The 16,355-nt window shown below is 69.0% G+C and carries 18 protein-coding genes; 11 read left to right on the top strand and 7 right to left on the bottom strand.

The genetic code is table 11. From position 1 onward, the window contains the following. Window positions 1-60 precede the first annotated feature (60 nt). Entirely contained in the window at window positions 61-1,683 is a 1,623-nt protein-coding gene (locus AB0H56_RS09200; RefSeq protein WP_357159566.1) for a hypothetical protein, read from the bottom strand. A gap of 185 nt (window positions 1,684-1,868) precedes the next feature. Beyond that, window positions 1,869-2,723 (bottom strand): alpha/beta hydrolase, encoded by an 855-nt coding sequence (locus tag AB0H56_RS09195; protein WP_357159563.1) that lies wholly within the window; start codon window positions 2,721-2,723, stop codon window positions 1,869-1,871. A gap of 71 nt (window positions 2,724-2,794) precedes the next feature. Here AB0H56_RS09195 and AB0H56_RS09190 point away from each other — a divergent pair, with 71 nt between their 5' ends. The 4 genes from AB0H56_RS09190 to AB0H56_RS09175 all read left to right on the top strand — a co-directional run bounded on the left by AB0H56_RS09190 (window position 2,795) and on the right by AB0H56_RS09175 (window position 4,913). Further along, on the top strand, window positions 2,795-3,574 hold the full coding sequence (locus AB0H56_RS09190; protein ID WP_357159560.1) for an exodeoxyribonuclease III: 780 nt from the start codon (window positions 2,795-2,797) through the stop codon (window positions 3,572-3,574). Between the two features lie 149 nt (window positions 3,575-3,723). Further along, complete coding sequence (locus tag AB0H56_RS09185; protein ID WP_357160277.1) at window positions 3,724-3,849, top strand: hypothetical protein; 126 nt, start codon at window positions 3,724-3,726, stop codon at window positions 3,847-3,849. A gap of 93 nt (window positions 3,850-3,942) precedes the next feature. After that, window positions 3,943-4,434: a ribonuclease domain-containing protein gene (locus AB0H56_RS09180; RefSeq protein ID WP_357159557.1), complete on the top strand. Its 492-nt coding sequence runs from the start codon at window positions 3,943-3,945 to the stop codon at window positions 4,432-4,434. Continuing rightward, window positions 4,434-4,913, top strand: coding sequence for a barstar family protein (locus AB0H56_RS09175; protein ID WP_357159554.1), 480 nt, complete (start codon window positions 4,434-4,436; stop codon window positions 4,911-4,913). The genes AB0H56_RS09180 and AB0H56_RS09175 overlap by 1 nt, the downstream gene beginning before the upstream one ends. Before the next feature lie 7 nt (window positions 4,914-4,920). Here the strand turns inward: AB0H56_RS09175 and AB0H56_RS09170 are convergent, their stop codons facing one another. Further along, window positions 4,921-5,559, bottom strand: coding sequence for a TetR/AcrR family transcriptional regulator (locus AB0H56_RS09170; protein WP_357159551.1), 639 nt, complete (start codon window positions 5,557-5,559; stop codon window positions 4,921-4,923). A gap of 103 nt (window positions 5,560-5,662) precedes the next feature. Here AB0H56_RS09170 and AB0H56_RS09165 point away from each other — a divergent pair, with 103 nt between their 5' ends. Genes AB0H56_RS09165 through yhjD form a run of 3 tightly spaced genes read left to right on the top strand, consistent with a single transcriptional unit; the run spans window position 5,663 to window position 8,727 of the window. Continuing rightward, on the top strand, window positions 5,663-6,607 hold the full coding sequence (locus AB0H56_RS09165) for an oxygenase MpaB family protein (protein WP_357159548.1): 945 nt from the start codon (window positions 5,663-5,665) through the stop codon (window positions 6,605-6,607). Between the two features lie 22 nt (window positions 6,608-6,629). Next, complete coding sequence (trpS, locus tag AB0H56_RS09160) at window positions 6,630-7,661, top strand: tryptophan--tRNA ligase (protein ID WP_110037033.1); 1,032 nt, start codon at window positions 6,630-6,632, stop codon at window positions 7,659-7,661. A gap of 43 nt (window positions 7,662-7,704) precedes the next feature. Then, on the top strand, window positions 7,705-8,727 hold the full coding sequence (gene yhjD / locus AB0H56_RS09155; RefSeq protein ID WP_357159545.1) for an inner membrane protein YhjD: 1,023 nt from the start codon (window positions 7,705-7,707) through the stop codon (window positions 8,725-8,727). A gap of 1 nt (window position 8,728) precedes the next feature. Here the strand turns inward: yhjD and AB0H56_RS09150 are convergent, their stop codons facing one another. Beyond that, window positions 8,729-10,036, bottom strand: coding sequence for a D-alanyl-D-alanine carboxypeptidase family protein (locus AB0H56_RS09150; protein ID WP_357159542.1), 1,308 nt, complete (start codon window positions 10,034-10,036; stop codon window positions 8,729-8,731). 118 nt (window positions 10,037-10,154) lie between these two features. Between AB0H56_RS09150 and AB0H56_RS09145 the strand changes: the two genes are divergently transcribed. Together AB0H56_RS09145 and AB0H56_RS09140 are read left to right on the top strand one after the other, a co-directional pair. Further along, window positions 10,155-11,663 (top strand): MFS transporter, encoded by a 1,509-nt coding sequence (locus AB0H56_RS09145; protein WP_357159539.1) that lies wholly within the window; start codon window positions 10,155-10,157, stop codon window positions 11,661-11,663. Next, a complete protein-coding gene (locus AB0H56_RS09140) occupies window positions 11,653-12,237 on the top strand; it encodes a TetR family transcriptional regulator (protein ID WP_357159536.1) in 585 nt (194 codons plus the stop codon). The genes AB0H56_RS09145 and AB0H56_RS09140 overlap by 11 nt, the downstream gene beginning before the upstream one ends. Here the strand turns inward: AB0H56_RS09140 and AB0H56_RS09135 are convergent, their stop codons facing one another. Both AB0H56_RS09135 and AB0H56_RS09130 read right to left on the bottom strand, forming a co-directional pair. Then, window positions 12,238-12,924: a SnoaL-like polyketide cyclase gene (locus AB0H56_RS09135; protein ID WP_357159533.1), complete on the bottom strand. Its 687-nt coding sequence runs from the start codon at window positions 12,922-12,924 to the stop codon at window positions 12,238-12,240. 142 nt (window positions 12,925-13,066) lie between these two features. Further along, window positions 13,067-13,951 (bottom strand): phenylalanine 4-monooxygenase, encoded by an 885-nt coding sequence (locus tag AB0H56_RS09130; RefSeq protein ID WP_357159530.1) that lies wholly within the window; start codon window positions 13,949-13,951, stop codon window positions 13,067-13,069. 258 nt (window positions 13,952-14,209) lie between these two features. On the opposite strand from AB0H56_RS09130, the gene AB0H56_RS09125 reads away from it, so the two are divergent. Continuing rightward, the gene (locus tag AB0H56_RS09125; RefSeq protein WP_357159528.1) at window positions 14,210-14,437 is read left to right on the top strand and encodes a type II toxin-antitoxin system VapB family antitoxin; all 228 of its coding nucleotides are present in this window, start codon (window positions 14,210-14,212) and stop codon (window positions 14,435-14,437) included. Between the two features lie 66 nt (window positions 14,438-14,503). Then, a complete protein-coding gene (gene radC, locus AB0H56_RS09120; protein ID WP_357159525.1) occupies window positions 14,504-15,172 on the top strand; it encodes a DNA repair protein RadC in 669 nt (222 codons plus the stop codon). Here the strand turns inward: radC and AB0H56_RS09115 are convergent. Then, on the bottom strand, window positions 15,169-16,338 hold the full coding sequence (locus AB0H56_RS09115) for a hypothetical protein (RefSeq protein WP_357159522.1): 1,170 nt from the start codon (window positions 16,336-16,338) through the stop codon (window positions 15,169-15,171). The two genes, radC and AB0H56_RS09115, sit on opposite strands and share 4 nt — an antisense overlap. Window positions 16,339-16,355 lie beyond the last annotated feature (17 nt).

Below are 16,355 nucleotides of genomic sequence, written 5' to 3'. Positions count from 1 at the left end.
CAGTCGGCCGTCCCGGCGGGACAGAAGGGGCCGCGACTCGAGCGCGCCAGCGCTCCAGGACTACTGCCGCGGCAGCAGGTGCCTGCCCTCGCGGTCCGTGGACAGTGCCAGCGAGCTGATGTACTGGACTTCACCCTCGGGCCCCGGCACCGCGGAGGCGATCATGTCGGGCCGCTCGAATTCGAGCCCGGTGACGTGGCAGGGCAGCAGGTCGCCCGACGGGTTGCCGTGCTCGTCGAACATCGGCAGCTCGATGCCGTCGTCGGCGCGGCGCAGGTAGTACTTGCCCTTGGTGAGGATCGCGGTGAGCGGGGTGGCGATGAAGGCCACCAGCACCGCGACCAGCGGCGAGTAGGGCTTCAGCAGCTCGCCGAAGAGGCCGAAGAAGGTCATGATCGACAGCACGGCCGAGAGCCCGAAACCGACCAGGCCCACCGGGTTGAAGTCGTAGAGCATGCCGCGCCGGAATTCCGGCACCTTCGGCGAGATCTTCAGCAGGTACTTGTTCACCGCGATGTCGGTGGCCACGGTGACGATCCAGGCGATGCCGCAGTTGGCGTAGAAGCCGAGGATGTTGTTGAGGAAGTCGAACATGTCGGCTTCCATCAGCACCAGCGCGATGGCCAGGTTGATCACCAGGAACACCAGGCGGCCCGGGTAGGTCTTGGTGACGCGGGTGTAGGAGTTGGTCCAGGCCAGCGAGCCCGAGTACGCGTTGGTGACATTGATCTTGATCTGGCTGATCACCACGAGCACCACGGCCAGCGTCATGGCCAGCCAGCCCGGCACCATGTCGCGGTAGATCTCCAGGAACTGGTGCACCGGCTGGTTGGCGATGCCCTGCGCGGCAGGCAGATTGGCGATCAGGTAGACGGCCAGGAACAGGCCGACGACCTGCTTGGCGGCGCCGAAGATCACCCAGCCCGGCCCGGCGAGCAGCATCCAGCCCCACCACTTGGCGCGGTTCTCGGGGGTGCGCGGCGGCATGAAGCGCAGGTAATCGATCTGCTCGGCGATCTGCGCGATCAGCGACAGGCAGACACCGGCGGCCAGCAGCGCGCCCGACAGGCTCACCCCGGCGCCGTCCTTGCCGCCGTAGGCGAAGAACGACCCGACCGAGTCGGGGTGGCGCAGCAGCAGGAAGCCGAACGGCGCGACCATCAGCAGCAGCCACAGGGGAGTGGTCCACACCTGCAGTTTCGCCAGCGTGTTCATGCCGTAGATGACGAGCGGGAAGATGATCACCGTCGAGGCCAGATAACCCAGCCAGAGCGGAATTCCGAGGCCCAGTTCCAGGCCCTGGGCCATGATCGAACCTTCGAGCGCGAAGAAGATGAAGGTGAACGAGGCGAACACGATATTGGTGATCACCGAGCCGTAATAACCGAATCCGCTACCGCGCGTGATCAAATCCAGATCGATGTTGTAGCGCGCCGCGTAGTAGGCGAGCGGGAAACCGGTGAGCATCACGACGATGGCGAAGATACCGATCCCGATCAGGGCGTTTCCGGTGCCGTGGGCGATGCCGATATTCGCGCCGATGGCGAAGTCGGCCAGATACGCGATACCGCCGAGCGCCGAGATTCCGACCACCGCCGGGCTCCATTTGCGATAGCTCCGTGGGGCGAAACGCAGCGTGTAGTCCTCGAGTGTTTCTTTGGCAGCGGTATCTGCTCCGGCCATTGCCTCTCTCCCTCGTCTGCTCGCCCCACGAATTCGTGCGACTCACCGACGGTCGTCGATGGATGTAGACGGGGATTTTCCGAACCGTTACGCCGCTGTTACGCGCCCCGATGGTGACCGGCGTCACCGAAACCGGGGCACGGCGCGACACGCCGGTCGCGGACGGCCTCGGTGTCGTCGGGTGTTCAGACCGCGCGCAGGTGTCCGCGGCTGGCGTAGATGTGCTCGGCGATGAGGGTGGCGATTCGGTCCGGCGCCTCCAGCATCGGCACGTGGCCGACCCCGTGGACCAGGATGCGGTCGGCGGATTCGGGCAGTTCGCGCAGGTAGCGGGTGGCGTAGACGTGGTTGGGGATGATCCGGTCGTATTCGGCCAGCAGCATCCGCACCGGGGTGGTGAGCTCGCCGAGATCGTCCATCCCCGGTGCGCGCAGGCTGCCGAGGATCAGCGGGAGCATCGCGTCGCAGTGCAGCACCGCGGTGATGATGGTCGCCAGGTCGCGGCGGGCGACGGCGCCGGTGTTCTTGCTCAGCAGGAACGCGGCCACCTGCTGGATGAGGGCGTTGTTGCTCGCGAACCCGCCCAGGCGCTTGCCGATCTGCACGAACGGGATCATGGAGGCGAATTTCAGGCCGATCCGGATCTGGCTCACCGACGGTGAGGCCCAGCCGCCCGCCGCCGCCACCGTGGTCAGCGTGCGGGCCCGGCCGCGGCGCGCCAGTTCGAGACCCACCCAGCCGCCGAGGGAATTGCCCGCGATGTGACACGTACGCCAGCCCAGCTCGTCGAGCTGATCCTCGATCTGGTCGGCGAGCGCGTACACATCCAGCAGTGAGCCCTCGACGCGCGGGCCGCCCCAGTGCCCGGCGAAGGCGGGCGCGTAGACCTCGCAACTGGCCGACATCCGGCGCGCGACCTGCTCCCAGCAGTGCGGCGACAACAGGAAACCGTGCAGCAGCAGCACCGGGTCACCGGTCCCGAGGTGCAGGGCCGCGACGGGTGCGGGCGGGGCAGCGGGCTTGGCGGTGCGTGACGTCATCGTCATTCACCCCTTCCTGGACGACGGTGTCCTCAGGGCGCTTTCCTGACCTGTCATTGTACGGTTTCCGGATGGCTCTCATCCTCTCTACCGTGAACGTCAACGGCGTGCGTGCCGCGGCGACCAAGGGCATGGTGCCGTGGTTGGCCGCGACCGAGGCCGACATCGTCTGCCTGCAGGAGACCAGGGCGACCGACGCGCAGGTCGCCACCGCCCTCGCCCCCGCGCTGGACTCGGGATGGGTGCTCACGCACGCCGAGCCGGAGTCCAAGGGCAGGGCCGGGGTGGCGATCCTGTCGCGGCGCACGCCCGACGCGGTGCGGATCGGGTTCGGGAGCAGCGAGTTCGCCCAGTCGGGACGCTACCTCGAGGCCGATTTCGGCGATCTCACCGTCGCCAGCGTCTACGTGCACTCGGGCGAGGAGAACACCCCGAAGCAGGACGAGAAGTACCGGTTCATGGCCGAGTTCGGCGCCTACCTGAAGACGCGCACCGGCGATTTCGTGGTGAGCGGCGACTGGAACATCGCCCCCGCCGAGGTGGACCTGAAGAACTGGAAGGGCAATCAGAAATCGGCGGGCTTCCTGCCCGAGGAGCGGGCCTGGATCGCCGAGCTGCTGGCCGCCGGCTACGTCGACGTGGTGCGTGCCCTGCATCCCGACGTCGCGGGCCCCTACAGCTGGTGGTCCTACCGCGGCCGCGCCTTCGACAACGACTCGGGCTGGCGCATCGACTACCAGCTCGCGCGGGGCGAACTGCCGGGCCGGGCCAAGCAGGCCGTCGTCGAACGCGCCGCGGCCTACGACCAGCGCTGGTCCGACCACGCACCCGTCACCGTGCAGTATCGCTGACCTGGGCCGCGCGGGGAGTCTCCCGCTCAGCGGAAACGGTGACGCACGCCATATCACCGGGTTCCTACGGTTCCGCACGGGGCGACCGGAAGGAACGCGCATGGGCGAGAACGAGTTCGGCTTCCTGACCGGCTCACCGACGTGCCGCTGTGGGGCTGTACGCGGCGGGCGCGGTGAGCTTCACCTACAGCTGGGCCAAGGACGGCGGTTTCCACATCGCCGACTGCCTGGCCTTCGGGCGGGTGGCCGGTCGCGAAGCGGCTGCGCGCCGGTAGCGGCCGGAGCCGGGGACGCCGGGCCGCCGCCGAACGCGCCACGGCCGAGGGGCGGCGCCGTTTCGGCGGCGCACCGATTACGGTGCAGTATCGATGAACCTTTCACGGAAAACTCTCGGACTGCTCGGTGGGCTCGTCCTGCTCGTCGCGGCGGTGGGGCTGACTCTCCTCACCGGCCGCGGCGGTGACACCACCGCGACGACCAGCGCTCGTCCCGTCCCAGGGGTCAGCACCACCGCGGTGGCGCCGAAACCGGGTCCGCCCGCCGGGAATTCGAGTGCCGCGCCGGTCACCAAGACCGCGGGCGTGCCCGATCGCGCCTACGCGACCCTCGTGGAGATCGACGCGGGTCGCTGGCCCGGCTCGGCGAACGCGCCCGGCACCAAGGGCGGCGAGCAATGGATGAACCGGGGGACCAAACTGCCGCCCAAGGATTCGGCGGGCAAACCGGTGACCTACCAGGAGTGGGATGTCAATCCCAAGCAGCGCAACCGGGGTCGCGATGCCGAACGCATCGTCACCGGCAGCGACGGCACCGCCTGGTACACCGGCGACCACTACGAGACCTTCACGAGGATGCGCTGATGACACAGCGAATGACGCTGTCGCAGTTCCTTGCTCGTCCCGCCACCGACGCACCGGCCACCGTCGCGCGGCCGGTGCTCGGCGCCCTCGCGGTCGACGCGTCGGCGTTCAGCGGCGTCCGCTACGACGCCCCCGCCGACTACCGCGTGCGCGAACTGCGCGGGGCGAAGATGCGTGACATCGCCGCGCTCTTCGACGAGTTCGCCGCCGCCTTCCAGTTCCCGTACTACTTCGGCGCCAACAAGGACGCCTTCGACGAATGCCTGCGCGACCTGGACGATTTCGTCGGCGACGCGCCCGGTTACGTGGCCGTGGTGCGCGACGGGGCCGACCTGCTCGCCGGGCAACCCGACGAGCGCGCCTGGTTCGACAGCGCCATGCGCGACTGCGCGGCCTACTGGTCGCGTCGCGACGTCGTGTTCCGGGTCGTCCTGCAGGGCGAGCCCGGGGCCTTCGGCGCGGTGTCGCTCACCGACTGACCGCGCCTCAGCGGTGCCGCTCGGCCAGGTCGTCACCGAGGAGCACGAAGACCTCGGTGACCTGGTCGATCAGTTCGTCGCGGGTGAGATCCAGGTCGCCTGCCAGCCAGGTGGTGAGGGTCTGGGTCAGCCCGCCGATGAGATAGATCGCGCGGAAGTCGACGAGCTTCTGCGGCACCTCGACCCCGTAGAAGCCGGTGCCCTCCGCGGCGACCAGCCGGGAGAACGCCCGCACGGTGCGGGCGGTGCGGGCCCGCAGTTCCGGTGTCGCCATGCCCGCGATCAGCGCGGCCTTCGCCTTGCGCGGGTCGTCGATGAGCACCGCGATGCCCGCCTCGATCGCCGCGTGTGACTGGGACCTGCTGTCGGCGGGAGCCGTGGTCAGCGCGGCGACGATGGCGCCGGTCAGTTCCTCGGCGATGCGGTCGAGCAGGGCCTCCAGGACGCCGTCGCGGTGCTCGAAGTTCTCGTAGTAGTAGCGCTCGTTCAGTCCGGCGCGGGCGCAGAGCCCGGCGACGGTGAGCTTGGCCTGCCCCTCTTCGGCGACGATGTCGAGCGCCGCGTCCAGCAGGGCGGTCCGGCGTTGGGCCCGGCGTTGTTCGGCCGAGACGCCACCGTAGGTGCGTTGTGCTGCCACAGCTCCCATTCTGCGTCCTGCCGTCGGGTGCCCTATTTCTGGTAGAGACTCTTGCCAGATTACCAATTCTGGTGGATTCTATTGCCAGATGCACTCGACGAGGAGGCGCAGCATGGCCGCACGGCAGGGCGAACCCGGATATTTCGCCGACGATTCGATGATCCGACGGGTGATGAGCAAGCGGGCGGTCGGCCTGACCTACGGCGTGCGAGCGCTGGTGATCGGCGCGGTGCATCCGTTGCTGTTCGTCGGCACCAGCGAGCACACCGCTCATCGCGCGACGCCCTACACCCGGCTTGCCGTCACCGGCGCGCTGTTCGAGGCGGTCTTCCTCGGCAGCAGGAGCGAGGCCGACCGCGCGCTGGCCTTCACCCGGCGCAAGCACGAGCGGGTGATCGGCACCCTGCCCGAGGACGCGGGCGTCCACCACCCCGCGGGCACCCCCTACGCGGCCCACGATCCGCACCTGATGTTCATGACCATGGCGTTCACCTTCGATTCCGCGGAGGCGATGTACGACCGGCTCGTCCGCGCGCTCACGCCCACCGAACGCGAGGACCTCTACCAGGACTACGTGCGCTGGGGCGAGCTGTTCGGGATGCCCCGTGCTGCCGCGCCTGCCGACTACCCCGCTTTCCGCCGCTACTTCGACGGCTACCTGAACTCGGCGGAGCTGTTCCTCACCGACGAGGCCCACCTGGTCGGGTCCTATCTGGCCGGCCACCGCAAGGCCTATCGCCTGCGGCCGCCCGCCGAGCAGGTCGGCGCGACGCTGTACCTGCTTATCCAGGGCAGTCTGCCGGAGCGGATCCGGCGGATGTACGGCATCGACTGGGGTCTGGCCGATCAGCTCGCCTACAGCACCCTGTGCCGCAGCCTGCGCACCGCGCACGTCGCCCCGCCGCTGGCGCCGCGCGTCCTGGCCGGTGCGCTGGCCGGACCGAGCGCACCGTCCTACCAGCTGCTGGCCCGCCGCGAGCGGCGCATGGTGCGCGCGGGCAAGCCGAGCATGCCGGGTGTCGATCCGCGCAACTGGGTGCAGCGAAATTCCGCTTGATGGTCATGGAAAGATCGGGGGCATGTCCAGTCCTGCCCCGGCCGCGACGGCCGAACGTAAGCAGCGGGTGCTGTCGGGCATCCAGCCCACCAGCGACTCCTTCCACCTCGGCAACTACCTGGGTGCGCTGCAGTACTGGGTGACCATGCAGGACGAGTACGACGCGCTCTACTTCATCCCGGACATGCACGCCATCACCGTCAGCCAGGACCCCAAGGCGCTGCGCGGCCGCACCAAGGCCGCCGCCGCGCAGCTGCTCGCGCTGGGAATCGACCCGGCCAGGTCCACGCTGTTCGTGCAGAGCCAGGTCCCCGAGCACGCCGAGCTCGCGTGGGTCCTGAGCTGCATCACCGGTTTCGGCGAGGCGAGCCGGATGACGCAGTTCAAGGACAAGTCGGCCAAGCAGGGTTCGGAGAACGCGACCGTCGGCCTGTTCACCTACCCGGTGCTGATGGCCGCCGACATCCTGCTCTACCGCCCGCACCAGGTCCCGGTCGGCGAGGATCAGCGCCAGCACCTGGAGCTGACCCGAAACCTGGCCCAGCGCTTCAACACCCGCTTCAAGAAGACCTTCGTCGTGCCGGAGCCGCACATCGTCAAGGGCACCGCGAAGATCTTCGACCTGCAGGATCCGACCGCGAAGATGAGCAAGTCGGCCAGCACCGACGCCGGGCTGATCAACCTGCTCGACGATCCGAAGGTCACCGCGAAGAAGGTCAAGTCGGCCGTCACCGACACCGAGCGCGAGATCCGCTACGACCCGGAGCACAAGGCGGGCGTGAGCAATCTGCTGGTGATCCTGAGCTCGCTCACCGAAACTCCGATCGTCACCCTGGAGGAGAATTTCGCGGGCAAGGGCTACGGTGATCTCAAGGCCGAGGTGGCCGACGCGCTGGTCGAATTCGTGACACCCGTGCAGAAGAAGGTGCAGGAGTATCTGTCGGATCAGGCAGAACTGGACCGGATTCTCGCGGCGGGTTCCGAGCGGGCGCGGGAGATCGCAGGCAACACACTGGCCCAGGTGTACGATCGGGTGGGCTTCCTCGCTCGCTGAGACGTTGTGCGCCTGGGGTTTCGGCTGAAGGGGCGCGCGGGGTATGCAGGTCATCGACAACATCTCGGCCACCGTCAAGCGGCAGGTCGAGCAGCGGCCCTGGCTGGATCATCTGGTCAGGGCGGGTGCGCGGTTCCAGAGCCAGCGCGGCGACTATTTCGCCGCGGGCATCACCTACTTCACGGTGCTGTCGCTGTTTCCGCTGCTGATGGTGGCGTTCTCGGTGGCTGGCTTCGTGCTGGCCGGGCGCCCGGAACTGCTCGCCGAGCTGGAGGCGAGCGTCGTCGAGAACATCCCCGGCTCGTTCGGCGACCAGATCAACGACCTCATCGACCAGGCGATCTCCTCGCGCGGCACCGTCGGTGTGATCGGTCTGCTCGTCGGCCTCTACACCGGGCTCGGCTGGATCGCCAACCTGCGGGCGGCGCTCACCGAACAGTGGGACGTCAAGAGCCCCGAAAAGCCTTGGTGGCTGGGCAAATTGTCAGATCTGGGCGCGCTCGTCGGCCTCGGCCTCGCCTTCGTCGTCTCGCTCGGGCTCTCGGCGATCGCCTCGAGCGGGCTGGCGCGGAAGCTGCTGGAGCTGGTCGGGGCCGATCAGCTGCCGGGCGCGTCGGTGGTCCTGCGCGTCTTGTCGATCGCGCTCGGCCTGCTGGCCTCCTGGGCCGTCTTCGCCTGGATGATCGCCCGGTTGCCGCGCGAACCGGTCTCGCTGCGCAGTGCGATGCGCGCGGCCGCGCTGGCCGCGGTGGCCTTCGAGGTGTTCAAGTTCGTCGCGGCGATCTATCTGCAGATGGTGCTGCGCAGCCCCGCGGGCGCCACCTTCGGCTCGATCATCGGTCTGATGGTGTTCAGCTACACGACCTACCGGATCCTGCTGTTCGCCACCGCGTGGGCGGCGACCTCGGCCGAGAACGAGCACGCGGCCGCGATCGCGGCGCCGGGCGCGGTGGTCATCCGGCCGCGCGTGGTCGAGCACGGCATGTCGACCGGGGCAGGCGCGGCCTATTTCGGCGCCGGCGCGATCGCGGCGCTGGCGCTGGTGCTGTTCGGCAAGCGCCGCTGACTCAGCGGCCGCGCCGGTACACGCGCCGGATCCACAGCAGCAGCACCAGCACCAGCAGCGGCGCGCCGATCAGCACGCCGACCCGGGCGGCCTGATGCGGCGGCTGGTCGGGCTGGACCTGGGTGCCGTCCGCGCGTGGCGGCGGTGAGGCCAGCGGCACGCTGGGTTGCACTGCCGCGCTGCCGGATTCGGGCAGCTTGCCGACCCTGGCGTCAGCGTCGAGCGCGAAGCCGTAGTCGAGCAGCCGGGCGGCCTGTTCCCACGGGCGGATCGGTCGCACGTCGGCCTTGAGCAGGGTGACGACGAGGCGATGCCCGTCGCGCTCCGCGGCGGCGACGAAGGTCTGCCTGGCGTCGTCGGTGAAACCGGTCTTGCCGCCGATCGCGCCCGCGTAGTTGTAGAGCAGCTGGTTGTCGTTGGCGATCGGGAAGCCGGGGTGGTCCTCGTCGCCGGGGATCTTCGGGTCGGCGGGGTAGCCGGGAAAATCGACCTGTTCGGTGTGGAGCAGCTCGGCGAACAGCGGGATGGTCATGGCCTCGCGGAACAGCACCGACAGGTCGTAGGCCGAGGTGCTCATGCCGGGCCCGTCGAGGCCGGAGGGCGTGGCCGCGCGAGTGTCCATGGCGCGCAACGACTTCGCGAGATCGTTCATCTTCGCCACCGCGGCCTTGTCGCCGCCGAGCTGGGCGGCGATGGCGTGCGCGGCGTCGTTGCCCGAGCACATGATCAGCGCCTGCATGAGCTGGCGGTTGGTGTAGCGGCCGCCCGGCCCGATCCCGACCCTGGTGCCGTCGACATCGGCGTCGGCCTGGGTGCCGGTGACGACGGTGTCCAGGTCGAGGGTGCGCAGCGCGACGACGGCGAGGGCGACCTTGATGGTGCTGGCCGGCCGGTAGCGCCCGTGCGGGTCCTTGGCGGCGAGCACCCGTCCGGTGTCGAGGTCGGAGACCATCCAGGCCGTCGCGGAGATGTCGGCGGGCAGTGCGGGCGCGCCCGCGGGCAGCACGACGCCGCATTCGCTCATCCGGTCGCCGCCGATAGCGGGGGAGGGCACCGGCAGTGCGCTCGGGGTCGGCTCGCCGGGGGCGGGGACCTCGGAGGTGTCGATCGGCGGCGGCGGTTGTGTCCGCTGCGCGCAGTTGTCGGTGTTCGGTGTGGTGAACGGCGGCGTGGTGGTGGTGCTGGAGCCGCCGCTCGGCGGCGTGCTCGGCGCCGGGACGGCGAGAACGGGAGCGGCGGTGAGGGCGGCCGCGATGGCGGCGGCGCCGAAAGTGCTGGCGGCGCGCACGCCGTGTTCGCGGAGCTTCATCGCCTCAGAGCCTAGCGAGCCGCCGCGAGCGGGTCGCGGCGGCCGGACTCGACTATTGACATGCACGGTCAAATGAGAGTTACTGTCAAATGATTGTAACTCTCATTTTGGAGGAGATATGCGGACGGAATCCACGCGCCGCTGGCTCGCCCTCGGCGCACTGGCCCTGGCGATGCTCACGATCGGGCTCGACGTCACCGTGCTGACGGTCGCGATCCCGACCCTCGCGGTCGATCTCGACGCGAATACCGCGGCGCTGCAATGGTTCAGCAGCGCCTACACCCTCGCCCTCGCGGCGCTGATGCTGCCCGCGGGCGCGCTCGGCGACCGGTACGGGCGCAAGAAGGTCCTGCTCGCCGCCCTGCTGCTGTTCGGCGTGGCCTCGGTGGCCTGCGCCTTCGCCGGCTCGGCCGGACAGCTGATCGCGGCCAGGGTCCTGCTCGGCATCGCGGCGGCGGCGCTGATGCCGCTGTCGATGTCGGTGCTGCCGGTACTGTTCACCGATCCCGGCGAGCGGCAGCGCGCGCTCACCATCTGGGTCACCTCGACCGCCGTCGGCCTGCCGCTCGGCCCGATCCTCGGCGGCTGGCTGCTGCAGCACTTCTGGTGGGGGTCGGTGTTCCTGATCAACGTGCCACTGGTGCTCGTCGGCGCGGTCGCGGTGGCGGCGCTGGTGCCGGAATCACGCAGTGACAACGAGTTTCGCGTCGATGTCGCCGGTGCGCTGCTCTCCGCGGGCGGCATGCTCGGGCTGACCTACGGATTCATCCGGATCGGCGAACGCGGCTGGGGCGACCCGCTCGCGTGGCTCGCCGTCGGCGCCGGAGTCGGGCTGCTCGCCGTTCTGCTCTGGTGGCAGCGCCGCAGCAGTCACCCGCTGATCGATGTCACGTTGTTCGCCGCGCCCGGCTTCCGGTGGGGCACCCTGATCGCCATCGGGGTCAGCTTCGCGATGTTCGGCCTGTTCTTCACGGTCCCGCAGTACTTCCAGGCGGTGCTCGGCGTCGACGCACTCGGTAGCGGCCTGCGGCTGCTGCCCCTGATCGGCGGACTCGTCGTCGGCAGCAGATTGGTCGACCCGCTGCTGCCCCGCCTCGGCGCGCGGGTAGTGGTCACCGTGGGGCTGCTGGTGGTGGCTGGCGGTGTCGGCCTCGGCGCGTTCACCCGCGTCGACAGCGGCTACGGGCTCACCGCGCTGTGGACGACGGTGTTCGGCGCCGGGCTCGGCGTGGTCATGCCCGCCGCCATCGGCATGGCGATGGGGGAGCTGACAGCGGACCGATCCGGGTCGGGTTCGGCTCTGCTGCAAGCACTTCGGCAGGCGGGCGGCACGATCGGCGTCGCCGTGCTCGGCACCGTGCTTTCCACCGCCTATCGCGCCGATCTCGGCGAGCTGGACCGGGCGCCGATCTCGGACGGAGTGAACGCCGGTGTCGCCGTGGCGCGGGCGACGGGTGATCCGGCGATGCTGGCCCAGGTGCGGCACGCCTTCGTGTTCGGCATGGACACCATGCTCGGCGTGTGCGCGGCACTGTGCCTGGTCGCCGCGCTCGCCACGGGGCTGCTGCTGCGGCAGGCGCCCCCGGCGCGGCAGCCGGATGCGGCAGAATCGATGCATGTCGGTTGAGATGTCGCTGCGCGAGCGGAAGAAGGAGCGGACCCGCCGAACCATCAGGGTCGAGGCGTTCCGGCTGTTTCGGGAGCAGGGCTACTCCGAGACGACGGTCGAGCAGATCGCGGCGGCCGCCGAGGTCTCCCCGAGCACCTTCTTCCGCTACTTTCCGACCAAGGAACAGCTGGTCGTCGCCGACGATCAGGACGCGGTGATGATCGAGGAGCTGGCCACGCTGCCGCGCGGCATGAATCCGATCACCGCCATCCGCACCGCGGTCGCGGCGGTGTTCGGGCGGATGTCACCCGCCGATCTGGCCTTCGAACAGGAACGCCAGGCCCTGCTGTTCCACGTGCCGGAACTGAGCTCGGCGATCGGCCTGGAGTTTCTGCGCAGTATCGAACTCGCCGCCCAGATGCTGGCCGACTACACGGGCCGGTCCGCGGAGGATTTCGAGGTGCGGGTGGCCGCCGGCGCGATGATCGGCGCGATGCTCGCCATCGCGCCGGCGACCCCGATGAATGTCGGCAATGTCAGCGCCGCGCTGACATTCCTGCAGGCAGGCCTGCCGCTCGACGAGAAGCCCTGATCACTCGGGCGTGCCGTGCGGCACCGGGCAGCCGTGCGCCAGCGGGCCGAGCAGCTTGTTGTTGTCGTAGAAGTGCTCCAGCTCGAGGATGCGCAGGTCCTCGCTCACGCGGGCGATGGTGACACCGAACATCTCGATCTGCTCGCCGGTGGGCTGGTGGCCCTTGTACTCGCCCTCATACTTTCCCCAGTGCCGCCACCGGAAGCTCACCGACGGCGGGCCCGAGAGCACCTCGACGACCTCCCAGAAGAAGCCGCCGGGGAACGCGGTGTGGAACACCTTGTGCGAGGACTCGAAGGTCTCGTTCGCCGCGTCGTAGAACGGGTTGTCGCCGATCAGAATGTTGTAGCTGCCGATCCGCGCGAATTCCTCGGCGTCCTGCCACTGCCCGCCGTTGACCCGCCCGCGGTACTGCTCGGCGACCACCGAGAGCCAGGTGGCCGGGTCGCCCTTGTGCGAGACCTCCATCTCGAAGACCTTCACCAGATCCTCGACGATCGCCTCCAGCGAGCCGGGGGCGTGCTCGGTGCTGCGCTCACGCGGGATCACCACGTGGCTGAGGTGGTAGTCGGGCGCGCCGTCGCGCCATTCCTCCGGCGCGGCCGCGGCGATGACCGCTTCGCGGCCCTGCAGCCACAGAGGCGTCGCTGGTTCGGTGTTCTGCGTATCCGTCTCGTCCACAGTCATTTTCGGTCTACCGACCCTTTCGCAAAGCTCGAACAACCGGACGAAACTAACAGCCGACCGGAGTCCGCGCGCGGCCAGATCTCAGTAGGTGAGACGGCGCGAAATGATGAACTGCGTTCTGTGGCAACGATTTCGAGGTTTGCTAGGCGACCGGATGGAGTCGTGCGGGGGTGTCGTCGTCCATGGTCGCGAAGAATTCGCCGAGCACGTCGACGATCTGGTCGACGGATTCGGCGCAGAACAACACCGGCTGGTAGTGGGTGATGTCGTAGGAGATGGTGCCCATCTCGGCGACATTGAGCGGGCGTAGCCGGGCCTGCCGGAATTCGTCGATCTCGCCGTAGGAGGAAAGCAATCCGGCGCCGTAGCAACGGACCTCACCGGCCTCGCGCACCACCCCGAATTCCAGCGAGAACCAGAAGACGTCGGCGAGGAATTTCAGCGCGGTCTCGGTCTCGAGGCGGCCGACCGCGTTGCCGACCGTCTCGTAGAGCGCGGCGAATCGCGGACTCGCGATCTGATTGGCGTGGCCGATGATCTCGTGGATGGCGTCGGGTTCCGGGGTGTACAGCGGCGCCGAGTGATGGCGGATGTACTGCGTCGAATGGAAGGTGCGCTCGGCGAAGGAGCCGAAGAATTCGCGCAGCGGAACCAGCCCGGCCGCCGGGACGTACCGGAATCCGGTCAACGGCGCGAGCAGCGCGGAGACCTCGTCGAGCTGGGGGATGTGATCGCGTGGCAGGGCGAGCGCGGCCGCCGCGTCGCGCACCTCGGCGCAGGCGTAGATCTCGTGCTTGCGGGCCAGCTCGGCCGAGGCGATCCGCCACACCCGCTGCTCTTCCTCGGTGTAGTCGACGTGTGGCAGCGGCCTGTCCGGCGTGTAGTCGAGCGCCATCGCTGCGATCGCGTTGCGCCTCGCGCGGTAATCTCGATCGTTCACACCGGGGTGGTCGGCGCTCAGATGAACGGTGACATCGCCGTCGTTCGCGCGCGTCACCGGAGAATACAGCTGCGCCTCGGTGAACATGACTCAAGGCAAGCACCGGACCGGCACTTCGACAACAACGACGCGCACAACTGTGCAAACTGCGCAGTTTCGGCCGGGCTCTCGTCGCGATTCCGACGATCATCAGGGTTTTCTGTGCGCTTGCTGACGGCAGCGACGGGCCGCCGGAAAGGTGCGATGTGCGTGTTTGCGAACGAGCGCGTCCGGTAACGAGACGGTGAATAGACCGACGCGTCCGCGGCGCATAACGCAAGATTGCGATCAGACGAAGGAGGACGATTGCGATCCCTGCGGATAGATCTCGATCAGCACCTGCTTGCCGCGGCGGCCGACATCATGGGCACAGCCGACAGCAACGCGACCGTCAACGAGGCGCTGCGCCGCATCGTCGTCCACGAGCGCCAGCTTCGCAATCTGGAGCGTTTGATGGCCGATTCGATCTTCAGCACACAACCGGAGGATGAGTCCGGCCTCGCACTCGACGGCGAACCGGTGGCCGAACGATAGCTCCCGCGCGAATCTGTCGGTACCCGCTGGGAACATCGAGCCCGTCACCGATCCGCAGGGGGAACGATGTCGGTACCGATCGCGCACTTGCCGGCGGCCCAGCGCCCGCGTGAGCGCCTGTTGCTGCTCGGCCCGCACGCACTGAGCGACGGCGAGCTGCTCGCGCTGTTGCTCGGCCAGGGCACCAGAGGGCTCTCCGCGCTCGAGCTGGCCGCCCAATTGCTCGGCGAATACGGCGGACTGGCCGAACTCGCCGCCGCGCGCCCGGAGGAACTGGCTCGAAGGGCCGGCATCGGCCCGGCCAAGGCGGCGACGGTGATCGCCGCATTCCACCTCGGCACCCGCTCACGCACCACCGGGTCGGTGCCGCAACTGGCCACACCCGCCGACATCGCCCGCGTCGCGGTGCCGCTGTTCGCCGGAGCCAGGGTCGAGCGCCTGCTCGTGCTCATCTGCGACACCCAGAACCGCCTGCGCCACCGCGCTTTCGTCGCCGAGGGCGCCATCGACCACGTCGCGGTCCCCGTCCGCGAGGTGCTCAACACCGTGCTCCGCCACGACGGCCGCGCCTTCGCCGTCATCCACAACCACCCCTCCGGCGACCCGACCCCGAGCACCGACGACCGCAGAGCCAGCACCCTCCTCGCCACCGCGGCCACCACCGTCGGCCTGCGCTACCTCGACCACCTCGTCATCGCGGGCGAATCCTGGTGCACCGCACCACCACTGGACTAGCGCTCGATGTCGGCGGCGGCGAGGCGGGCCATGGCTTCGGGGGAGGGCCAGGTGCGGGCTTCGAAGCGGGTGGGTTCGATGGTGGGGAGTGGGGTGAGGCCGAGCACCTCGACGACGGTGGGGAAGGGGACGGTGCAGACCAGTTCGACCTCGCCTGCCTCGTCGCGGCGCAGGAAGCGGACCACGTCGGTCTCCGGGAGCAGGTACTCCACGCCCTCGCCCCACACCGCCGAGGTGAACGCGCCGTCGGTGGACTCCTCGTAGTTCACCGAGGCGGCGTAGGCGGGTTCGATGTCGAGCTCGGGCAGCTCCAGGTACTCCTCGAAGGTGTTGTTCAGGTACTCGGTCTGGATGCTGTACTCGGTCGCGGCCAGGCCCGCGCGTGCCCGCAGGGCCAGCGGCATCGACGGGTGCTCGCCCGCCTCGTCGAACGGCACGACAGCGCCGTCGGCGTTCACCGTGTAGCCCTGCGGCGAGATCGGCCGGGCGGCATCGCGGTACTGCTGCTCGATCATCTCGAACACCTCGACGAGCAGCTCGGGATCGTCGGGAACCACGAGCAGCGAATCGTTCTCGGCGATGAACGCGACCGGCCGGAACCGCCCGCCCGCGTACCCGGCCAGCCAGCCCGGCACCAGCAGCCACGAGGCCGCGTAGGAGTCGCCCGCGTCGAGGAAACGCAGCACCTGCAGGTTCTCCGGCGCACCCGGCTGCGCGAGCGCGGCGAGATTGGCCCGCGCCTGCGCGAACACCTGGTCAGCGCCGACACCCCACTGCGCCGGCTGGGTCACCGACACGAAGGACCTGGTGCGCGGCAGGTCGACAACGACCACCTCGTCGATGAACGGGAACGCGGCACGGTGCAGCGGGCGCGGCCCGTCCTGCCCGAGGGTCACCGGCCGCAGCACCGAACGCAACAGCGGACGCACCGACTCCCAGTCGGCAGGGACTTCGTCGGAGCTGGTCAGCGCGGCGACGAAGGCGTCGATGCGGTCCTGGCTCTGCGCCGGGTCGAGCTGCTCGCATTCGCGGAAGATGTTGCCGAGGAAGATCACCCGGCCGGTGCCGAGCCGCACACTGAACTCGTCGTCGGCGTACTCGGCGTCGTCGATGCCGTGATCCCGCACGCTCGCCAGCACGGTCCGCACGAACTGCTCGCGCTCCATCGCTTGTCACTTCCCGT

Source organism: Nocardia sp. NPDC050717 (assembly GCF_040654275.1).
Taxonomy (GTDB): domain Bacteria; phylum Actinomycetota; class Actinomycetes; order Mycobacteriales; family Mycobacteriaceae; genus Nocardia.
The sequence above is the reverse complement of the archived record's forward strand: the minus strand, read 5'-3'. Positions and strand labels throughout refer to the sequence as shown.